The organism is Bacillus sp. AFS040349 (genome assembly GCF_002577655.1).
Taxonomy (GTDB): Bacteria; Bacillota; Bacilli; order Bacillales; family Bacillaceae; genus Metabacillus.
The window spans coordinates 23,523-43,969 of record NZ_NUMC01000042.1 but is presented as its reverse complement, the minus strand read 5'-3'; the positions used below and the strand labels follow the sequence as shown (position 1 = coordinate 43,969).

Annotated in this window: 19 protein-coding genes and 1 pseudogene; 17 read left to right on the top strand and 3 right to left on the bottom strand. The window is 34.7% G+C overall.

Annotation, left to right across the window (positions count from 1 at the left end; genetic code table 11):
• Window positions 1–267: 267 nt before the first annotated feature.
• Window positions 268–1,116 carry a dimethylarginine dimethylaminohydrolase family protein gene (locus COD11_RS10295; protein ID WP_098796745.1) on the bottom strand — a complete coding sequence of 283 codons (849 nt, stop codon included), beginning with the start codon at window positions 1,114–1,116 and terminating at the stop codon, window positions 268–270.
• A gap of 345 nt (window positions 1,117–1,461) precedes the next feature.
• On the opposite strand from COD11_RS10295, the gene COD11_RS10290 reads away from it, so the two are divergent.
• From COD11_RS10290 to COD11_RS10245, 10 genes are all read left to right on the top strand, one after another.
• Window positions 1,462–2,772: an ABC transporter substrate-binding protein gene (locus COD11_RS10290; protein WP_098796742.1), complete on the top strand. Its 1,311-nt coding sequence runs from the start codon at window positions 1,462–1,464 to the stop codon at window positions 2,770–2,772.
• Window positions 2,773–2,961: 189 nt separating this feature from the next.
• The gene (locus tag COD11_RS10285; protein ID WP_098796754.1) at window positions 2,962–3,822 is read left to right on the top strand and encodes a carbohydrate ABC transporter permease; all 861 of its coding nucleotides are present in this window, start codon (window positions 2,962–2,964) and stop codon (window positions 3,820–3,822) included.
• The gene (locus tag COD11_RS10280) at window positions 3,822–4,637 is read left to right on the top strand and encodes a carbohydrate ABC transporter permease (RefSeq protein ID WP_098796739.1); all 816 of its coding nucleotides are present in this window, start codon (window positions 3,822–3,824) and stop codon (window positions 4,635–4,637) included. Before COD11_RS10285 ends, COD11_RS10280 begins: the two co-directional genes overlap by 1 nt.
• A gap of 102 nt (window positions 4,638–4,739) precedes the next feature.
• Window positions 4,740–5,762, top strand: coding sequence for a LacI family DNA-binding transcriptional regulator (locus COD11_RS10275; protein WP_098796735.1), 1,023 nt, complete (start codon window positions 4,740–4,742; stop codon window positions 5,760–5,762).
• Between the two features lie 205 nt (window positions 5,763–5,967).
• Entirely contained in the window at window positions 5,968–7,641 is a 1,674-nt protein-coding gene (locus COD11_RS10270; RefSeq protein ID WP_098796730.1) for a glycoside hydrolase family 13 protein, read from the top strand.
• A gap of 156 nt (window positions 7,642–7,797) precedes the next feature.
• Window positions 7,798–8,511 (top strand): MBL fold metallo-hydrolase, encoded by a 714-nt coding sequence (locus tag COD11_RS10265; protein WP_098796727.1) that lies wholly within the window; start codon window positions 7,798–7,800, stop codon window positions 8,509–8,511.
• A gap of 24 nt (window positions 8,512–8,535) precedes the next feature.
• Window positions 8,536–9,108, top strand: coding sequence for a TetR/AcrR family transcriptional regulator (locus COD11_RS10260; RefSeq protein ID WP_098796724.1), 573 nt, complete (start codon window positions 8,536–8,538; stop codon window positions 9,106–9,108).
• Window positions 9,109–9,359: 251 nt separating this feature from the next.
• Complete coding sequence (locus COD11_RS10255) at window positions 9,360–10,712, top strand: MATE family efflux transporter (RefSeq protein ID WP_098796721.1); 1,353 nt, start codon at window positions 9,360–9,362, stop codon at window positions 10,710–10,712.
• Window positions 10,713–11,091: 379 nt separating this feature from the next.
• A complete protein-coding gene (gene proB / locus COD11_RS10250; protein WP_098796718.1) occupies window positions 11,092–12,189 on the top strand; it encodes a glutamate 5-kinase in 1,098 nt (365 codons plus the stop codon).
• Between the two features lie 14 nt (window positions 12,190–12,203).
• On the top strand, window positions 12,204–13,451 hold the full coding sequence (locus tag COD11_RS10245; protein WP_098796715.1) for a glutamate-5-semialdehyde dehydrogenase: 1,248 nt from the start codon (window positions 12,204–12,206) through the stop codon (window positions 13,449–13,451).
• 39 nt (window positions 13,452–13,490) lie between these two features.
• On the opposite strand, the gene COD11_RS10240 is transcribed toward COD11_RS10245, so the two are convergent.
• A complete protein-coding gene (locus COD11_RS10240; protein WP_098796713.1) occupies window positions 13,491–14,357 on the bottom strand; it encodes a 3-hydroxyacyl-CoA dehydrogenase in 867 nt (288 codons plus the stop codon).
• Between the two features lie 135 nt (window positions 14,358–14,492).
• Between COD11_RS10240 and COD11_RS10235 the strand changes: the two genes are divergently transcribed.
• The 7 genes and pseudogenes from COD11_RS10235 to COD11_RS10205 all read left to right on the top strand — a co-directional run bounded on the left by COD11_RS10235 (window position 14,493) and on the right by COD11_RS10205 (window position 19,229).
• The gene (locus COD11_RS10235; RefSeq protein WP_098796712.1) at window positions 14,493–15,344 is read left to right on the top strand and encodes an HAD family hydrolase; all 852 of its coding nucleotides are present in this window, start codon (window positions 14,493–14,495) and stop codon (window positions 15,342–15,344) included.
• A 68-nt stretch (window positions 15,345–15,412) separates the two neighbouring features.
• The gene (locus COD11_RS10230) at window positions 15,413–15,607 is read left to right on the top strand and encodes a YwbE family protein (protein ID WP_098796710.1); all 195 of its coding nucleotides are present in this window, start codon (window positions 15,413–15,415) and stop codon (window positions 15,605–15,607) included.
• 206 nt (window positions 15,608–15,813) lie between these two features.
• Window positions 15,814–16,203 (top strand): annotated as a pseudogene (locus COD11_RS27865) (DUF3231 family protein); the annotation flags it as partial.
• Window positions 16,198–16,746, top strand: coding sequence for a DUF3231 family protein (locus COD11_RS27860; protein WP_304362978.1), 549 nt, complete (start codon window positions 16,198–16,200; stop codon window positions 16,744–16,746). The pseudogene COD11_RS27865 and the gene COD11_RS27860, both read left to right, overlap by 6 nt.
• 702 nt (window positions 16,747–17,448) lie before the next feature.
• Window positions 17,449–18,276 carry a DUF2935 domain-containing protein gene (locus COD11_RS10215; protein WP_255301594.1) on the top strand — a complete coding sequence of 276 codons (828 nt, stop codon included), beginning with the start codon at window positions 17,449–17,451 and terminating at the stop codon, window positions 18,274–18,276.
• Window positions 18,277–18,443: 167 nt separating this feature from the next.
• The gene (locus COD11_RS10210; RefSeq protein ID WP_098796707.1) at window positions 18,444–18,863 is read left to right on the top strand and encodes an SRPBCC family protein; all 420 of its coding nucleotides are present in this window, start codon (window positions 18,444–18,446) and stop codon (window positions 18,861–18,863) included.
• Window positions 18,864–19,229: an ArsR/SmtB family transcription factor gene (locus tag COD11_RS10205; RefSeq protein ID WP_098796706.1), complete on the top strand. Its 366-nt coding sequence runs from the start codon at window positions 18,864–18,866 to the stop codon at window positions 19,227–19,229.
• 71 nt (window positions 19,230–19,300) lie between these two features.
• Here the strand turns inward: COD11_RS10205 and guaC are convergent, their stop codons facing one another.
• Window positions 19,301–20,284, bottom strand: coding sequence for a GMP reductase (gene guaC / locus COD11_RS10200; RefSeq protein ID WP_098796705.1), 984 nt, complete (start codon window positions 20,282–20,284; stop codon window positions 19,301–19,303).
• Window positions 20,285–20,447 lie beyond the last annotated feature (163 nt).

Below are 20,447 nucleotides of genomic sequence, written 5' to 3'. Positions count from 1 at the left end.
CAAGGGTCCTAAGAGCAAATATGTGTCTGGATACTAGGGGAATCGGGACAAGGAATTAGAAAAGCAGTTAGAGGATACCTTTGAACTTTGAGATGCTGTTGTTGTAGAAAGTGTTTTAGGAGCACTTAATAGCCACAATCTTGATGTGATTATCATTGATGAATCAACAGCAGCGGCGGTGTTAGAAAGAGTAACTAAATAGAAGATTCATCATGTTAATCCTAACAAAAAAAGCTTCAATTCCTATAAAAGGAACTGAAGCTTTTTCTATTCCCTAATTAATGGAAGAGTACAACAACGAAAGGCCCCACCAGATTTAATTATCTCTGTAATATCAACCTCTATAACATGAAAACCTCGTTCCCGAAGCTTTTGATTTACATCTTTATTAATTGGTAAGCTCAATACTCGCTTTTCTCCTATCGATAAAACATTAGTACCTAAAGTTGCTTGTTCTTCCTCTGTTACCTCAATTAAGTTATAGCGAGATGATAACAGTTCTACCTTATTCTTTTCTATTTCGTTAGGAAAAATTAAAGCATCTTCCGGTGATAAGATATTAAAAACACAATCTAAGTGTAAATATTTATCTGTAAATGGAACTTCAATAACGTCAAAAGTGGGTAACAGGCTTTGTAAATGCGAAATAGCATTTTCGTTTGTTCGATTACTTACACCAACGTAAATTGTGTTTTGATCGATAAAAACATCGCCACCTTCGATTTTATCTCCAATCAAATTTGTGTAGGTAATTTTCTCCTTTTCTAGGTAATCGATAAAAGATGTTTCTTCTCCTTTTCTCACATCATGAGCCATGTCTGCCGCAAAAACTTGATGACCTAGTACAAATCCAATATCACGGGTGAAAACCTGTTCAGGAAAGTCTTTTCTAGGTGTAAGTAAGATTACTTCCACATCATTTTCTTTTAATGTATTAACTAAGTCTTTATGTTGCTGCTGAGCAAGTTTTGTGTCGATATTTTCTTCTAAAAATCTTTTTTGGATTTCATTTATTGGTTCTTTAATCGTCATAAATTCTGGTGAACATAAAACCACTTTTTTAAGAGTGTTATATTCAGAATTACAAGAGCATTTTATGTAATCAAGATTTTCCATGTTTTCCTCCTCATTTCATTCTTAATGTGTAATATTCCCTAACTCAGAAAATTATTAAACGTCTGCAATTTAATCAAGCTTAGAAAAAATAATAATTTTTTGTTGTACAAATAAAAAATCTATGATATATTTCTTTATGCAAGGTTAGTGCAAACGATTTTGCAAGCTGTTGCACAATATATCATAGGAAAATTCTCACGGTAGCCTTATTAGTCATTATGAAATAGTAGATTAAGAGGTTGTAAGTAAGGATCTCTATGTTTTTTTAAAAGGGTTTGTGCAAACGTTTCCTCACTCGCCTGAAACAGCGCAAGAGCGCAAATAAATAAAACGGGGGTAAAAACAATGGGAAGTAAAAAAATATTTTTAAGCTTTTTCTCGATTCTATTTCTTGTAAGCGTTGTATTAGCTGGTTGTTCCGGCAGTGACTCTTCTTCTGAAAAAGAAGGATCAGGTTCTGAAGGAGATCAAGTAACTCTAGATATTTTCCAATTTAAAGTAGAATTCAAAGATCAGTTTGAAGCAGTAGCAGAGCAATACCAAGAAGCTAATCCAGGGGTAAAGATTAATATCCAAACTGTAGGTGGCGGAGAAGATTATGGTGCAGCGTTAAGATCTAAATTTGCATCTGGTGACGAGCCTGCAATTTTCAATATTGGTGGTCCGACTGACGTCATTGACTGGGAAGATAGTTTAGCTGATTTAACTGATTCTGCTGCAGCTGGTGCGGCACTTGAAGGTACACTTGACGGTGTAACGAAAGATGATCAAGTACTAGGCTTACCATTCAACCAAGAAGGTTATGGTCTAATTTATAACACTGAAATTTTTGAGAAAGCGGGAATTAACCCTGCAGATATTAAAGATATGGCTTCTTTAGAAGCAGCTGTTAAAACTTTAGATGAAAAGAAATCAGACCTAGGTTTAGAAGCAGTATTTGCATTACCTGCAAAAGAAACTTGGGTAACAGGTTTACACTTATCAAACGCATTTATTTCTCCAGAATTTGATGGAAACGTAACAAGTGCATTTGAATCTAAAACAGTTGATTTTAAATATGGCGATGCAATGAAAAACTTTATTGATCTTCAAAATAAACACTCAGTTCAACCTGTTGTAAGTCTTGATTACTCTCAACAAGTTGAAGAATTGTTCTCAACTGGAAAAGTAGCGATGATTCAACAAGGTAACTGGGTATATGGTTCAATTGCTGGAATTGACGAAGAGCTAGCAAACAACAAGGTTGGGATCTTACCTATCCCTGTTCCAGGATACAAAGAAGATGCGATTCCAGTAGGAGTTCCAATGTACTGGGCTGTTAACAAGAACAAAGATGAAAAAGTAATCGAAGAAGCTACAAAATTCCTAGATTGGTTATATACATCTGACGAAGGTAAAGAAGTTGTAATTAATGATTTCAAATTCGTTCCAGCTTATGAAGGCTACGATGCTTCAAAAATTACAGATCCACTTTCAAAACAAGTCTATGAGTATGCAGAAGCAGGTAAAACAATTGGATGGGTATTTATGGGTTATCCAGCAAACTGGGGTCAAAATGAGCTTGGTGCTAATGTCCAAAAATATTTAGCTGAAGAAGCTACTTGGGAAGAGATTGTTGAAGATTCAAAAGCTGCTTGGGCAGAGTCTAAAGAATAAGGTGGAGATGGATAAAGCAAAGTAGCAGATTGTTGCTACTTTGTTTTATTAATCCATGTAAGGAGTGGCTTTGTTATAAGCTGCTCCATAAACAAAGGTGCTTATAACCTTCGTTTATGGAGCGACTTATAGATTGAGCGCTTGACTACTACATTAAAAAAGCAAAAAAGTGTTGGAGGGATTCACATGATGCGTACTCGGGATCTATCATATTGGTTATTCTTAGCACCTGTCCTGTTTGCATTGGCAATGGTTATAATCATACCTTTAATAATTGGTGTTTATTATTCATTTACAGATTGGAACGGAATTAAGATTGGTTCATTTGTTGGACTTGAGAATTATATTGATGCTTTTAAGGATGAAGAATTTCTAGCATCACTTTGGTTCACAACGAAGTTTTCCATTGTATCTGTTTTATTAACAAACGCTATTGGATTAGGTTTAGCGTTAATTGTCACAACAAAAATTAAATCAAGTAAATTCTTAAGAACTATTTTCTTTATGCCGAACTTAATTGGTGGATTAATTTTAGGTTTTATCTGGCAGTTTATTTTCATTAAGGTTTTTGCCGGAATTGGAGATGTATTAGGTATAGAATCATTAAAAGGCTGGTTATCAACGACTGAAACTGGATTCTGGGGATTAGTCATTTTAATGAGCTGGCAAATGTCAGGGTATATCATGATTATTTATATTGCTTACTTAGAGGGTCTGCCAAGTGAGTTACTTGAAGCTTCTGAGATTGATGGAGCAGGACCTTTCCAACGATTCAGATATATTATTTTCCCACTTGTTGCACCAGCATTTACAGTAAGTATGTTCTTAACTCTATCAAACTCGTTTAAGCTATACGATCAGAACTTATCCTTAACAAGTGGTGGACCGTATAATTCAACACAAATGGTTGCGATGGAAATCTTTAAAACAGCTTTTGGTGAAAGAGATATGGCTTACGCTCAAGCAAAAGCAGTTGTCTTCTTTATTATTGTTGCCGTCATCTCATTAACTCAGGTGTATATGAACAAGAAGAAGGAGGTTGAAGTATAATGAGAAGTAAATATCAATTTCCTGTTGAAATCTTGGGTGTTGTTTTAGGGATTATCTGGTTAGCACCTTTTTACTTAATGATCGTGAACTCGTTAAAAACAAAGAGAGAAATCTTTACTGATGTATTGAAGTTACCGGAAGAGTTTACACTTGATAATTATTTTCAAGCCTTTGAAGAGCTTGACTTTATTCAAACATTTTTCAACTCATTACTTATTACTGTGATTAGTGTTGCGATTATCATTATTTTCTCGTCAATGGCAGCCTATGCACTTTCAAGAAACAAGAGCAAAACAAGTACCATTCTTTTTATGCTATTTGTAGCAGCGATGTTAATTCCTTTCCAGTCTGTAATGATTCCGCTTGTTACTGTGTTTGGACAAATCGAAATGTTAAACAGAGTCGGATTAATCTTCATGTATTTAGGTTTTGGTAGCAGTTTATCGATTTTCTTATTCCACGGTTCATTAAATGGAATTTCTAAATCATTGGATGAAGCTGCAACAATTGATGGATGTAATAAGTTCCAGGTTTTCTGGTACATCATTTTCCCAATATTGAAGCCTATTACTGTAACAGTCGCAATTCTAAATATCATTTACATTTGGAATGATTACCTATTGCCTTCATTAGTTATAAATCAAGAAGGACTTCAAACAATACCATTAAAAATGTTTTTCTTCTTTGGTGAATATACAAAGCAATGGCACTTAGCTCTTGCAGGCTTAACAATTGCGATTATTCCTGTTATTATCGTGTATTTCTTTGCACAACGTGAAATTATTAAAGGAATTTCTGAAGGTGCAGTAAAATAATTGAAGTGAAAGTAGAAAAGCGTTTCCATTATCCTTCTCGACGTATTATGATAGAAATAAGAATCGGTGTTTCTAACACCTGCAATTAGTAAGGAGGCAGCAATGATCGTAACAATTAAAGATGTTGCAAAACGAGCGAATGTAGCTCCTTCAACTGTGTCGAGGGTTATTGCAAACAGTCCTCGTATTAGTGAGCAAACAAAAAAACGAGTTCGAGAAGTAATGGAGGAACTAGGATATCATCCAAATTTTCAGGCGCGCAGCTTAGTTGCAAAAAGTACTCAAACAATCGGTGTCGTTATGCCAAATTCAGCGTACTATGCCTTTCAAAATCCCTTTTTCCCGGAAGTATTAAGAGGGATTAGTACAAGCGCACATGAAAATAAATATGGAATTTATTTATCTACAGGATCGGATGAAAACGAAATCTTTAATGAAGTTGTATCGATGGTCCAAGGTAGACGTGTTGATGGCATTGTCCTTCTATATTCAAGAATTAACGATAAAACAATGAAATTTTTACATGACTCAAATTTTCCTTTTGTTGTTGTGGGCAGACCTTTTGAAAATGAGGAAAGAATCTCATTTGTTGATAACGATAATATTTATATAACAAAACAAGTCACAAAATATTTAATTGAACTTGGGCACCGTCATATTGCATTTGTTGGAGGTAGTCTTCATTTTGTCGTAACTATTGATCGTTTAAATGGATATAAGTTGGCACTAGAGGAAGCTGATATTCCGTTTAATGAAGAATATATGGTTCACGAAGAATACATTAAGGAAAACGGGAGAGAAGCGATCAGGCTTCTTATGTCCTTAGACTCTCCACCAACGGCACTTGTGACGCAAGATGATTTAATTGCATATGAAATGATTAGTCATTTAGAGGATATGAATGTAAGTGTTCCAAATGATATCTCTATTATAAGCTTTAACAATTTAATGCTTTCTGAACATTCAAAACCGCCTTTAACTTCAGTTGATATTTGCATTTATCAACTAGGCTTAGAAGCAACAAATTGCTTAATTGAGAAAATGAACAAACCAGATTCTTTGCCGAAAAGAATTACAATTCCTACTAAATTCATTGAACGTAAATCATGTAAAAAAAAGAAATAGGTTTATTGTAAAAAGGATAATTGATCGCAATGTATTGAAATGTGTACATACATTTGATCATTTGTCCTTTTCTTTTATAACATGAACGGTTCTGCATTCACATAATAATAAATGTGTATGCCTCATGATAATGGAGAAAACTAGGAAAATGAACAGTAATGAAAACTATGAGCCCAAAATTAATTCGCATAAGAGAGGAAGTAACATGAACAAGATATGGTGGAAAGAAGCGGTTGCCTACCAGGTGTATCCTAGGAGCTTTATGGATTCAAATGGTGATGGAATTGGCGACCTTCAAGGAATGATTTCAAAATTAGATTATATTAAAGACTTAGGAATAGATGTTATATGGATTTGTCCAATGTATAAATCGCCTAATGATGATAATGGCTATGATATTAGTGATTATCAAGACATCATGGAAGACTTCGGAACGATGGAAGACTTTGATCAGTTGTTAAAAGAAGTTCATAGCCGAGGGATGAAATTAATAATCGATTTAGTTATTAACCACACAAGTGATGAGCATCCTTGGTTTATTGAATCACGCACATCTAAAGATAGTGAAAAACGTGATTGGTATATTTGGAGAGATGGTCTAGGCGGAAAAGAGCCAAATAACTGGGAAAGTATTTTTAGTGGTTCAGCATGGGAATATGATGAAAAAACAGAGCAATATTACATGCATATTTTTTCAACAAAACAACCTGACTTAAATTGGAGAAATCCTGAAGTTCGCCATGCACTATACGATATGATCAACTGGTGGCTTGATAAAGGAATAGATGGTTTCCGTGTTGATGCAATTAGTCATATTAATAAAGAAGAAGGATTAGTGGATATGCCAAATCCAGAGGGACTAAAATATGTTCCTTCTTTTGATAAGCATATGAATGTTAAAGGTATCCATACCTACCTGCAAGAATTAAAAGAAGAAACGTTCTCGAAATATGACATCATGACTGTTGGTGAAGCAAACGGAGTCAAAGTGGAAGATCACGAAGATTTAGATCAATGGGTTGGAACGGAAAATGGTAAATTTAATATGGTGTTTCAATTCGAGCATTTATCATTATGGAATGCAACAAAAGAAAATAGTTTAGATATTTTAGGACTAAAAAATGTTCTAACAAAGTGGCAAAAAACTCTCGAACATAATGGATGGAATGCCCTTTTTATAGAAAATCATGACCAGCCACGCCGTGTTTCAACTTGGGGAAATGATAAGGAATACTGGTATGAGAGCGCTACGGCACTTGGTGCTATGTACTTCCTCATGCAGGGAACTCCTTTTATTTATCAAGGGCAAGAAATTGGGATGACAAATGTGAAGTTCAATTCGATTGAGGAATATAATGATGTTGCCGATCGAAATATGTACCGAATTAAGCGTGAAGAAGGCGTACCACATGAAGAGATTATGGAAGTAATCTGGTCATCCAGTCGTGATAACTCAAGAACCCCAATGCAATGGTCTTCAGAGCCAAATGCAGGCTTTACAACGGGTACACCATGGTTAGGTGTAAATGAAAATTACCATCATATTAATGTTGAAGTACAACAACAAGACAAAGGATCTATTCTACATTTTTATAAGAAAATGATTAAGATTAAAAAGGAAAATGATGTGTTTACGTATGGAACATATGAGTTGATCTTAGAAGATCATCCACAAATTTTTGCGTACACACGAACATTAGAGGATGGAAAAGTTGTTATTCTCACAAACCTTACGGGAGATTCAGCAACTTGGGAAGAAGATTTAGAATTTAATGTTGAATCAAATCAACTGCTACTTTCCAATTATGAAGTAAAGGAACATCAAGCAATATCAAAATTTGAACTGAAACCTTATGAAACAAGAGTTTATTGGGTTTAATGTTTAATGAAGGCATATTACTTTTAGTGATATGTCTTTTTTTCTGTTTTAGAATAATCATTTAGAAAATAATGGTTGTAAAACTAATGGAGTTAGTTTATTATAAAACTAATAGTGTTAGTTTTAATCCTAATTTAGTAAAGGAGAGGGATCATAATGAAGGTAACAAAGGTAGGGAATGTTTATCAATTAACGTTTTTACCAGGCTTCTTTCCAGTAAATTGCTATATGATTGAAGAAAGTTCAAGCCTTACTCTAATAGATACAGGGCTTCCTAATAGTTATAAAGGAATTGTTAAGATAATTGATTCCATTGGTAAGCCACTTAAAAACATCATGCTAACACATGCTCATGGAGATCATGTTGGTTCGTTAGTTAGTCTTAAAAAACAATTTCCTGATGTACCCATATCTGTTTCGAAACGCGACTGCCGTTTATTAAGAGGTGATACATCCTTAGAAGATAATGAGCCACAAACGCCTATAAAAGGTGGTATTCCAAAGAATATTAACTTAGTACCTGAACAGCTTTTAAAGGAAGGAGATCAAATAGGCTCATTAGTTGTTATTACAACACCTGGGCACACACCTGGATCTATTTCCTTTTTTGATACGCGTGATCAAGCAATTATTGCTGGAGATGCTCTGCAAACTAGAGGAGGAATTGCAGTAAGTGGTCAGATTCGTCCGTTCTTTCCGTTTCCTGCAATGGCTACATGGCATAAAGAAACATCTCTTGAAAGTGTTAAAAAGGTTAAAGCATTACAACCACGTTTACTTGCTGTAGGTCACGGTGAAATGATTGAAAATCCAGGAGAATCTATCCAGCTTGCTCTTGATCAGGCAGAAAAGAGATTAGCAACTAATTAAGAAATAATAGAAAGGTAGAGACGTATGCCTAGAATGGGACTTGACTTACAAACAATTTTACAAGCTGCAGCAGAAATAGCAGATGAACAAGGAATAGAGGCCGTGACGTTAGCAACTTTGGCTAAAAAACTTAATGTTCGTTCTCCTTCTTTATATAATCATATCGAAGGGTTAACAGGACTTCGAAAAAAATTAGCTATTCATGGTATGGAATTACTCTATAACAAGCTAGCCGAAGCTGCAATTGGTCGGTCACAGGATGATGCCATTCATTGTGTTGCCGATGCATATATTGCATTCGCACGTAAACACCCTGGACTTTATGAATTAACATTAAGTGCATCAGATCCAGATGACCAAAACATTCAACTGGCAGGGAAAAGAATTGTTGACTTAACTGTTCAAGTATTAAATGGGTATGGACTTGAAAATGATGAAGTCATTCATGCTGTTCGTGGTATCCGAAGTATATTACATGGCTTCTCTTCACTTGAACAAAAGGGAGGATTTGGTTTACCTCTTGATCTTGATAATAGTCTACATTTATTAATTGATAGTTTTTTAGCTGGTATTCATAAAATGAAAAACGGGGGATAAGTGTTAGAAATGATAAAAAGTAAATCGGAGATAAATTTGAATAATCGAAGATAAACTTCCAATAATCGAAGGTAAACATGGTGTTCATCATTTTTTAATAGTCATAAATATAAAAATCTAAACTGTAACTTCCTCGTGAACCTCAAATCATACCTTGTGCAAGGTAGCAAAGGTCTGTGATAACATAAAAGCAATCAAAAAGTGAATAGTAGTATTAGCTAAAATTCACTTTCGAGGGGAAGTTAGTAAATATGAAGGAACAGCATGATTTTACGAACGGAAATATTGTTAAGCAAATCTGGATTTTTTCACTTCCAATTATGCTGACAAACTTATTGCAGGTTTCTTATCAATTTATCGACAGCTTATGGGTGGGGAATTTACTTGGTGCCACTGCATTAGGTGCAATTGCTGTATCGGGAACCGTCATTTTTACGATTTTATCGTTTATTATTGGTATAAATAATGCTACATTGACCATTCTTTCTCAACAAAAAGGTAAGCAAAATGAAGCAGGATTAAAAAACTATATTAACGCCTTTATCGTTGTCTTGACAGCTATGTCGGCTTTGTTGGGTGCAATCGGCTTCATTCTATCTGAAGAGATTTTAAAATGGCTTTCAACACCATCGGCAATGATTCCGGAAGCAACTGCCTATCTCCAAATTAATTTTATTGGAATACTTTTTCTATTTGGTTATAACCTTATTAGCACCGTCTTAAGAGCATTAGGAGATAGTAAAACACCGATTCGATATGTCATGATTGCTGTGATATTAAATGCAGTGTTAGATCCACTTTTCTTGTATGTGTTTGATATGGGAATAGAGGGAGCTGCTTATGCGACTATTTTATCTCAGGGGATTTCATTTATATACGGTGTTTTTGACACAATAAAAAGAGGATTAATTCCATTTATTTTTCCTAAGTTGCCTACAGCTGATGAAGTGGCAACTATTATGAAGCTAGGGCTACCTTCAGGATTGCAAATGACTGTCATATCAGCGGGTGTGATGGCAATTATGAGTGTTGTTAACTCGTTTGGAAGTGATGTTGTAGCAGGCTTTGGTGCTGCACAACGATTAGACAGTGTGATTATGCTGCCTGCAATGGCACTTGGAACAGCTGTAAACAGTATGGCAGGTCAAAATATTGGGGCCAATAAATGGAGCCGTGTTCATGATATAGCAAAATATGGTGTTTTATTTAATTTGTTTATTATGATTATGATTAGTACAATCGTATTTTTTTGCGCAGAAATGGCTGTTAGACTTTTTATTAAAGAACAAGATGCTTTACAATTCGGAAAAGAATATTTACGTATTATTGCCTTTTTCTACCCGTTTTTAGGTATTAATTTTATTTTAAATGGCATTGTGAGGGCTGCAGGCGCCATGTTCCAAGTACTAATATTGAATATTATTTCTTTCTGGATACTAAGGTACCCCCTTTCATATTTTTGTTCCTTATGGCTGGGTGACAAAGGAATTGCCGTTGGAATGGGGGTTAGCTTTGTGATAAGCAGTGTGATTGCTTTTGGATATTATAAGCTTGGGAAATGGAATAAAATAGAACTGGAACCTTCAAGAGTAGCTCAAAAATAATTCATCTTCATCTTGACACCACGAAAAATACTCGGCATAATAAATTAAAATAAAATGGAACGTTATAAAAAGAGGACCAGTATGCGAGGCCTTTTCAATTCAGAGAGTGAAGTTTAGTAGCTGAAAGACTTCATATTGAAAAGCCGCAGAACCTACCTTTTGAGTCCTGTGCAAACATAGGCGCATCCCTAGCGTTATAGGGTAAGTGGGATGTTGAAAAAACATCCAATCAAGGTGGTACCACGGAAGCAAAGCTCCTTTCGTCCTTATTATATAGGGATGATTGGGGCTTTTTTGTACGATTAGAAGCTTTCGTCATTAGGATTTGGCGATAAGACAAGTTTTTTTAATTGAACGAAGAAAAGTGGAGGAGAAGAACATGGATAAAAAGCGAATTGTTGTCAAAATTGGAAGCAGCTCTTTGACAAACTCAAAAGGGCAAATTGATCATGAAAAGTTTACTGATCATGTTCAAGCTGTCGCATCTTTACGTGAGGAAGGACATGAGGTTTTATTAGTTTCATCAGGTGCAGTTGCAGCCGGCTTTGCTCGTTTAGGTTATCCAACTCGTCCTTCCACATTAAAGGGAAAACAAGCTGCTGCAGCTGTTGGCCAAAGCTTGCTTGTTCAATCATATATTGAGCAATTTAGTCTATTCAACATTGTTCCAGCTCAAATTCTTCTTACTCGTAAAGATTTCTCAAAACAAGAACGTTATAAAAATGCCTATGCAACATTAACAGAGTTGTTAGAACGTGGGATATTACCGATCATTAATGAAAATGATACTGTTTCAGTTGAGGAGCTTACCTTTGGTGATAATGATATGCTTTCGGCACTAGTTAGCGGCTTAGTTCATGCAGATCAGCTAGTTATTTTAACTGATATTAACGGACTATATGATTCAAATCCTACTAAAAATCCTGACGCAAAAAGAATTGATTTTCTATCAGAAGTAACCGATGAGATGCTTCAAGCAGCAGGTGGGTCAGGTTCTAAGGTGGGCACAGGTGGTATGAAATCAAAACTAATGGCAGCCAAAACAGCGATATCACTCGGTGTTCAAGTATTTATTGGGTTAGGTAAAGGGAAAGACAAGCTTGTAAACATTATCAATGGAAAAGGAAATGGTACTTACATTGGTAAGGATGGATTGCAATCGATCAATAACAGTCGTCAATGGATCGCCTTCCATTCTGAAATATCGGGTACTATTTATGTTGATAAAGGTGCCGAAGATGCCTTGCTTTATAAAGGGAAAAGCCTTCTCCCAGCAGGTATTTACGATATAAAAGGGTCATTTCAAAAAAATGAAGTTGTAGAAGTAGTAGGCCCAAATGGCTTACTTGGTAAAGGAGAGGTTCTTTTTTCATCAGGTGAGTTAAAAGCAGCAATGGGAAAAAGAAGTGAAGAACTAAGTAAAGATGTTCTATCTTCAATCGTGGTCATTCACAGAAATAAATGGGTAAAAGCATAGGGAGGTTTAAAAGAATGGGTGAGGTATTAGTAAAGGGGAAAGCTGCAAAAGAAGCTAGTTTTGCGCTGGTTGATATTTCAACAAAGGAAAAAAACGATGCATTAGCTAAAATTGCTGATCAATTAATTGTAGATCAAGGTTTTATTATTGAAGAAAATAAGAAAGATCTTGAGGTAGGAAAGCAAAATGGATTGAATGATAGCGTGTTAGATAGAATTATGTTGCATGAAAAACGAATTGGTGATATGGCAGAAGCGATTCGTTTATTAATTGAGCTGAAAGATCCGGTCGGTGAAACGATTGAAACAATTGAAAAAGAAAACGGGCTGCTTATAAAGAAAAATCGAGTACCAATTGGTGTTATTGGAATGATTTATGAAGCAAGACCAAATGTGACAGTTGATGCTGCTACGTTGACTTTAAAAACAGGGAATGCTGTAATTTTACGAGGCAGCTCTTCAGCTAGCTTTTCAAATCAAGCCTTAATGAAATCAATTCATAAAGCGCTTGAAAAAAGTAATGTTCCAATTAATGCAATACAACTTATAGAAGACACTAGTAGAGAAACAGCAAAAGAGCTTTTTCATCTTAAAGAATATTTAGATGTTCTTATTCCACGTGGAGGGAAAAATCTTATTGATACCGTTGTGAGAGAAGCAACAGTTCCAGTACTAGAAACAGGTGCAGGAAACTGTCATGTGTTTATTGATGAAACAGCTGATTATCAAATGGCAGAAAACATTGTAGTTAATGGAAAAACTCAGCGACCGTCTGTATGTAATGCAATCGAAACGATCTTAATAGAAGAAAAATGGTTTGCACAGTACGGCAAAAGTCTTTTAGAAAAGTTAGCTGAGCTTCAGGTTGAAATTTATGGAGATGAAGCTGTTCGAAGTGTCTTTACCTCAGCGAAAACAGCAACAGAAGAAGACTGGTACACAGAATACCTAGCTTTATCTGTTAGTGTGAAGGTCATTAAACATGTGGATGAGGCGATTTCTCACATTAACAAGTATGGAACAAACCATTCAGAAGCAATTGTCACAAAAAATGAGGAAAATGCAACAAAGTTTCTTAACAAAGTGGATGCTGCAGCAGTTTACCATAATGCATCAACTCGCTTTACAGATGGATCAGAATTTGGTTATGGTGCCGAAATAGGAATTAGTACTCAAAAATTACATGCAAGAGGTCCTATGGGGTTACAGGCATTAACATCAAGCAAGTTTTTTGTTTTTGGCACAGGTCAAATTCGGAATTAATAGAAAAAAGAGAGGTGCCTAAAAATGGCACCTCTTATGTTATTTCTGATACTTAAAGAATCCTTCTCCCGTCTCAATACCAAGTTTTCCTTTATCAATATATTCTTCTTTTAAGTGTTTGGCGAGCTTAGCATATTGCTCACTGCCTGTAGCCTCAGCTTTTCCTTGTGCAATATTATATGCAGTTTTGATTCCAACAACATCTAAAATTGCGAATGGTCCTTTTGGTGAACCAGTTGCTACCATCCATGTTTTATCAATTGTTTCAGGATCTGCCACTTCATTTACTAATAGCATCTGAGCAGCCTCCAATAATGGGACTAGTAACGAATTTAGTATATAACCAGGTTGTTCTTTATGTAGTGGTAGAGCAACCATTTCAATCGCTTCTGCGAATTCAATCAATTGTTGAAATACATCCATATCCGTGCTAGGATGCTTCATAATTTCTGCCGTGTTGTTAATCCAAATCTCATTAGCAAAATGTAAAGCTAAAAATTTTTCTGGTCGTCCAGTTGCTTCTGCAAACATACTTGGCAAAAGTGTGGATGAATTAGTTGCAAAAATTGTTTTTTCTGGAGCCACTTTTCCTAACTCTTTGTAAAAGTCATTTTTAATTTTAACAACTTCAGGTATGGCTTCAATAACTAAATCTGCATTTGAAACAGCTGTTGATAGATTAGAGCTAAACGAAATGCGGTCAAATGCAGCATTTACTTCTTCTTCAGAAGCTCCTAAATCTTCTTGGTACCGTTTTGTTAATTTTAGTATTCTTTCCCTGGCTTGTTGAGTCGCTTCATCATTAATGTCGTAAACAAATACCTGAAAGCCCTTATAAGCTGTTTGATAGGCAATTTGACTTCCTAAAACTCCACCGCCAGCAATTGTAATATGCTTAAAGTCCATCGTACTCCTCCTTTTTTCTAAACCTATACGCTATATATAGTATAAACAAAAATTGAAATTGGATGATATATTTGAGCAGATTACAAGCTTCAGTGTATACTAAGCAAATAACTCAATTGCATTAGGGGGAACAGTATGGACTTCAAGCCAAAAGCAATTTTCTTAGACATGGATGGTACAATTTTAAACCATCAAAACTTTGTGAGTGAGAAGACAAAGGAAATCATTGATAAGATAAGAAAAAAAGGAATTTATGTTTTCATTGCAACAGGTAGAGCTGTTGATGAAATAGAAAGAGTCGTACCAGAAGGGTTTGAAGTAGACGGGGTTGTTACATCTAATGGAATGTCAGGATATTTAGGTGAAGAATCTCTTTTTGAACATTCACTTGAGCGTAAGTTAGTTGAAAAAATTATAGAAAGAGCAAGATATCACAAAATATATTATGAACTTTTTCCGTATGGATCTTCTCGTATTACATTAAAACAAGATCAAGAGTATGTAGAAGCTGAGATTAGTGGTGATAAGCCTGAAAGTGTCGGAATAAATGAGTGGCTTTCAAGGCAACAAGCGATCAAAGAAGAAATTGAATGGGCAGAGAAGATAGAAGGAGAAAAATTCTCTAAATTTTATTTTTTTGCTAAATCAAAAGAGCAAATTAATAAGTGGAAAGATGAGCTTGATGAAATAAAAAAAGAAATAGACTTTACTACCTCCATTTCATCTCACCATAATGTTGAGGTAATGGTGGCAAATGTAAACAAAGCAACAGGCATTCAAAATATGTTAGAGAAATTTGGTGTGTTAGTTGATGAAACTCTTGCAATCGGTGATAGTGACAATGACATACCAATGTTAAAGTTAGTGAAATATCCAGTGGCAATGAAAAATGCATCAGATCACATTAAAGAGCTAGCTGTAGATGTAACTGAATACACTTGTGATGAAGATGGGGTATATCACTATCTGAAATGTAAATTTGAATGAAAAGTTATAGGCGCATTTCGAGAGTTGAAATGCGTCTATTTTAAGAAAATAAAAGGAGATTGATATTTATGTCAGGAACAATAAGAGAACATATAAAACCGGGAATAAAGGTAAATGTCGTACAAAAGCTAGATCAGCGTACAGGGAAATTAACTGAAGGAGTTGTTGCGGAAATTTTAACAAACTCCTCGTCTCATCCGCATGGTATTAAAGTAATGCTTGAAGATGGCATTGTGGGAAGAGTAAAAGAAATACTTGATTAAACATCATATGAAAATTTCTTATTAGTCTGATCTCTGTTAAATATTGTAAAATGTAAATTAAGCATTTTCCAAATAATTTACATTTAGTTCAGGCATTATAAAAATAAAAAAAGTAAGGTGAAGTTATGAAATACCACCATAATCCAATGCTTACATCAACTGAGATATCTTTTTTATGGACGACATATATATAAGATTCTCTTGCTGTCTGTCTGTTAAAGCATTTTAAATTAACGAGACAAGATCAGGATTTGGACCCATGTATTGAATACGGTCTAGAGGCTTCAAACGAACATCTTATGAACCTAAGATTAATATTTGAAAAGGAGAGATTTCCTGTTCCAATTGGTTTTAAGGAGGAGGTGGATCTTTATAGTCATGCACCAAGATTGTTTCCAGATATGTATATGTTTAGATTGCTTGAACATATGGCACGCGCAGGATTAACAAATTATGCAATGGCTAGATCTACTACATATCGAAAGGATATTAGAAAATTAGCTAATGATTGTTTGACCCATTCAGCCAATCTCTTTGATTTAGTTATTGATGCTTCTGAAAACAAAGGGATATTAGTAAGAAGCCCGTCTATGGCATATCCTGAAAAAAACGAATTTGTTCAAAAAGCAAAACTTTTTACAGATGGTTTTCTTGATGAAGATCGACCACTTTTAAGTGTGGAAATATCCCACTTAGGAACAAATATTGAAGCTAGCTATACTGTAGCAACTACTCTACTAGGCTATGCACAGGTTGCAAAAGATCATAAACTAAGTCAGCTTTTTGCTAGAGGATATGAAATTGCAAAGAAGCATGCTGAAATCTTTTCATCAATTCTTCGGAAAGAAACAGTTCACTCACCAGCAGATTGGGACAGTGCAATAACTAGTACAACAGTCTCGGGTTTATCTGATAAATTAATGACAAATAATATAGCATCAATGATAAGTATCGGTTTGAGTAACTATGGTACAGCTGTAGGGGCGAGTCTACGGAAAGATCTTGTTATACATTATGGAAGGCTTTCTCTAGAACTGGGTAAATATGCAGAGGATTTAGCTGAGAACATGATTAAACACGGATGGTTGGAAAAACCACCGCAAATTCTTAATAGGGAAGAATTAATAAATAAAGATTGATCTTAAAAAAAGTCCTCCATGTAATCACTTGGAAGACTTTTTTTTTATCGTAATCTGGTGTGAAGTAAGATAGTGGGATTTTTAACTATTCAGAGGGAGAATTCAATTGGTTTCGATTGAATAACTTTTCATAGAGCACTTGAAATCCATACATAAAGATAGATTTTGCTAAAAATAAAAGAGAAAGTTGAATCCTCGAAAGTCTTACAAGAGATACATATCCAATTTTTTTGAACCAGGATATTGCTATGTAAGTAAAAATTGAGTCGATGATTATATTTATAAAAATATATAAGTTGAATTTCCCAAAAGTGTATTTAAGTACCCATAACGAGCCTATAAAAAAAGGTCCAATTATTAATGGAAGCTCGGCTAAAACATTTGGCTTTACCGAAAATGGAAACCACCACCATTTTTTCTTTTGAGCTAAAGACCCTTCTGCTAAAAGGTATAAACACATAAACAGTGAACCTGGGAGAAATCGTTTAAATGTTTTTTTATTTAATAATGGTATTGAAAGCCAAGGTAATATGGTCATTAAGGTGATGTATAGTCTCGTGTGCCGCATTTATAAACATCCTTTTCCTTATTCGAATAGAATTATTTTTCCAAAAAATAATTAGATTATGTAAATATTTGAAGATCAAATCATTTCTTTCAATTACTTATCGTAAATATATACATAATAGGGGAGGGAGCAGTATGAATGATAATATAATACCCGTGTGGGATGAACATTTGTTTTGGTTAGAGGTTCTGCAAGATCATGCCTATTTTGTTAGAGATCATCTTTCTGTAAGCGAAGTTGAATATGTTCGTACATCTCAGCAGTATATTTATCTTTTTGGAGAACTTATTGCCTTATTAAACTCAATCCCACGAAAAAATCTTTATAATGATGAAATTATGGTTTCTTTTGCTAAAAGAGCATGGCCAGTGGTAAAAGGCTATTTTGAGTTTGAGGGGAATCTACAATCACTTAGAATTGATAATAAAGTGAATCTAAATTTATCTCCAACTTATTTGAATGGTACACTTGCTGAAAATCAGGAATATTTACGTATATTGACTTTCCTAGTACAAGGGAAAGAACCTGAACCTCTTCCATTAGCAGATTTAATGGATTTGTGGTTGGAAGATCAACTAGGACATGTTCTTCTATTTGAAGATTTACTAGATCCGATAGAATTAATTGCAACTAAGCAGGCTGAAACCTTTATAAACAGGTACCAAGCATTTATTGTGCAAAATCGGCATTTAAAAGGTTACTTACGATTTAAGGAGCCAAATTTTGCACGGCAAAGAGAATTTGCCAAGGATGTAGGGAAAACGACAATTGAGATGAGTAAGTTTATATATAGTATGGTGATTAAATATAAGGAAAACAAACTTTTGAATAAAACGACACTTCGTTTTCTAGAACATCATTTTCCCGAAACCTGTTATTTTATTAAAAAGTTAAGTTATTATGCACCAGGATTAAGTGACGAAGCTAGTAAATGCTCTCTAAAGAGACCATCCTATTCATAATAGACAAGAAAAGGTACGTTGCAGACAACGTACCTTTCTATTGTATACAATCATTAACTAGAAGATAGTAGGTCAGTAAACGTAATGAATTTGACATGTAACCAAATGGTGTTATATTATTAAAGTGACACCAAATGGTTATACTTAATAATAAAGGAGAAAATGACATGGAAATGTTACAAGATATTAAGAAAACGATTATTTTTGAAGCACCTATTCAAAAGGTATGGAACCAAGTATCTACAGCAAAAGGTATTGAAGCTTGGTTCATGCCTAATGATTTTGAACCAATTGTTGGTCACGAGTTCCATATCCAATCCCCATTTGGACCTTCTCCTTGCAAAGTTTTAGAGGTAGATGAACCGAATAAGTTAACTTTTTCATGGGATACAGATGGATGGTTTGTATCGTTTAGCTTAAAAGATTTAGGTGATAATAAGACAGAATTCACACTCAATCATGGTGGTTGGAAAGCCGATGAAGCTGTCATTTCAAAAGCAAATGAAAAGAGTTCAGTTATTCGTGAGCGGATGGACAATGGTTGGACAGGCATTGTTCATAATCTTAAAAAGGTTGTTGAAGGATAAGTGGGAGCTGCTGTAAAGCATGATATTTTTCAAGCAATAGCCGATCCAACACGTAGAGATGTTTTGCGATTACTGACACACCATGATATGCCTATTTCAGAAATTTCTTCTCATTTTCCTGTTAGTAGAACAGCGATTGTTAAGCACCTTCATGTTCTTTCAGAAGCAAAATTAGTTAGTTCAAGAAAAGTTGGGAGAGAAAAGCTATATTCACTACAACCAGAATCATTAGCAGAATTAAAAGATTGGCTTTCTTACTTTGAACAGTTTTGGACAAATAAGTTATCTATGCTTAAATCTGTAGTGGAAAATGGTGAGAATGTGACTTTAAAAGATGAAATGTTTAATAAAGATGGGAAAGAGTAAGTTAAAAAGAGCTAGTACAAATTTGTACTAGCTCTTCTTTATACTATCAGAAAGCATAAGTTTTTCTAATATTAATAAACTTTATCACCATTAAAAATGGAATTCTTCACAACAACATAATCCACGTGACGAATAGCGTCTAAGCTAGTACCACCAGCATATGAGATAGAAGATTGAAGGTCTTGCTCCATTTCAGTTAATGTATCCTGTAGTGCCCCTTTGTGTTCTACATACATTTTTTTTCCTTCAACATTTTTCTTTTCACCTTTTTGAAATTCAGATGCTGAACCAAAATACTCTTTGAAAAGTTTTCCGTCTTTTTCTATTGTTTGACCTGGTGATTCTTCATGACCAGCAAATAGAGAACCGACCATAACCATAGTCGCACCGAATCTAACTGATTTTGCGATGTCACCGTGTGTACGAATGCCGCCGTCAGCAATAATCGGCTTACTTGCTGCTTTTCCACACCATCGAAGTGCTGCTAATTGCCAGCCACCAGTTCCAAATCCTGTTTTGATTTTTGTAATACAAACTTTACCAGGTCCAATCCCAACTTTTGTAGCGTCAGCACCTGCATTCTCTAATTCTCTTACTGCTTCAGGAGTACCAACATTACCAGCAATGACAAAGCTTTGTGGTAAGTGCTCTTTAATATGTTTGATCATTTTGATTACCGCGTTAGAATGACCGTGTGCGATATCAATTGTAATAAATTCTGGTATAAGCTTTTCTTCAGCTAATTGTTGAACGAAATCATACTCTTCTTCTTTCACTCCAACGCTAATTGATGCAATTAATCCACGCGATTGCATGTCTTTAATAAAATCTTGACGTTTTTCTGGCTCGAAACGGTGCATCACATAAAAATATCCATTTTCAGCTAAATAAACGGCAATCTTTTCATCGATAATGGTTTGCATATTTGCAGGAACAACAGGTAATTTAAATTTATGTCCCCCTAATGATACAGTTGTATCACACTCAGAACGGCTATTAACCACACATTTTGCAGGAATTAGTTGTATATCTTCATAGTCAAATACGTTTTCCATTGTATAACACCCCTAAATACGAATATTAAAAGTTTTTACTAATATAATTGTTCGTCCCTTAGGTAATTTACATCATTTTTAAAGGGATGTCAAAGATTTTTTAAAGCATTTTCATTAAAATCTAGTTAGTTTTATATAAATTGGTTGTTTTTTTTAGAAATAT

Coding starts and splice junctions, on each gene's coding strand:
- COD11_RS10295 (WP_098796745.1), bottom strand. CDS start 1,116: ATGGAAAATCTTGATTACATAAAATGCTCTTGTAATTCTGAATATAAC.
- COD11_RS10290 (WP_098796742.1), top strand. CDS start 1,462: ATGGGAAGTAAAAAAATATTTTTAAGCTTTTTCTCGATTCTATTTCTT.
- COD11_RS10285 (WP_098796754.1), top strand. CDS start 2,962: ATGCGTACTCGGGATCTATCATATTGGTTATTCTTAGCACCTGTCCTG.
- COD11_RS10280 (WP_098796739.1), top strand. CDS start 3,822: ATGAGAAGTAAATATCAATTTCCTGTTGAAATCTTGGGTGTTGTTTTA.
- COD11_RS10275 (WP_098796735.1), top strand. CDS start 4,740: ATGATCGTAACAATTAAAGATGTTGCAAAACGAGCGAATGTAGCTCCT.
- COD11_RS10270 (WP_098796730.1), top strand. CDS start 5,968: ATGAACAAGATATGGTGGAAAGAAGCGGTTGCCTACCAGGTGTATCCT.
- COD11_RS10265 (WP_098796727.1), top strand. CDS start 7,798: ATGAAGGTAACAAAGGTAGGGAATGTTTATCAATTAACGTTTTTACCA.
- COD11_RS10260 (WP_098796724.1), top strand. CDS start 8,536: ATGCCTAGAATGGGACTTGACTTACAAACAATTTTACAAGCTGCAGCA.
- COD11_RS10255 (WP_098796721.1), top strand. CDS start 9,360: ATGAAGGAACAGCATGATTTTACGAACGGAAATATTGTTAAGCAAATC.
- proB (WP_098796718.1), top strand. CDS start 11,092: ATGGATAAAAAGCGAATTGTTGTCAAAATTGGAAGCAGCTCTTTGACA.
- COD11_RS10245 (WP_098796715.1), top strand. CDS start 12,204: ATGGGTGAGGTATTAGTAAAGGGGAAAGCTGCAAAAGAAGCTAGTTTT.
- COD11_RS10240 (WP_098796713.1), bottom strand. CDS start 14,357: ATGGACTTTAAGCATATTACAATTGCTGGCGGTGGAGTTTTAGGAAGT.
- COD11_RS10235 (WP_098796712.1), top strand. CDS start 14,493: ATGGACTTCAAGCCAAAAGCAATTTTCTTAGACATGGATGGTACAATT.
- COD11_RS10230 (WP_098796710.1), top strand. CDS start 15,413: ATGTCAGGAACAATAAGAGAACATATAAAACCGGGAATAAAGGTAAAT.
- COD11_RS27860 (WP_304362978.1), top strand. CDS start 16,198: ATGGCATATCCTGAAAAAAACGAATTTGTTCAAAAAGCAAAACTTTTT.
- COD11_RS10215 (WP_255301594.1), top strand. CDS start 17,449: ATGAATGATAATATAATACCCGTGTGGGATGAACATTTGTTTTGGTTA.
- COD11_RS10210 (WP_098796707.1), top strand. CDS start 18,444: ATGGAAATGTTACAAGATATTAAGAAAACGATTATTTTTGAAGCACCT.
- guaC (WP_098796705.1), bottom strand. CDS start 20,284: ATGGAAAACGTATTTGACTATGAAGATATACAACTAATTCCTGCAAAA.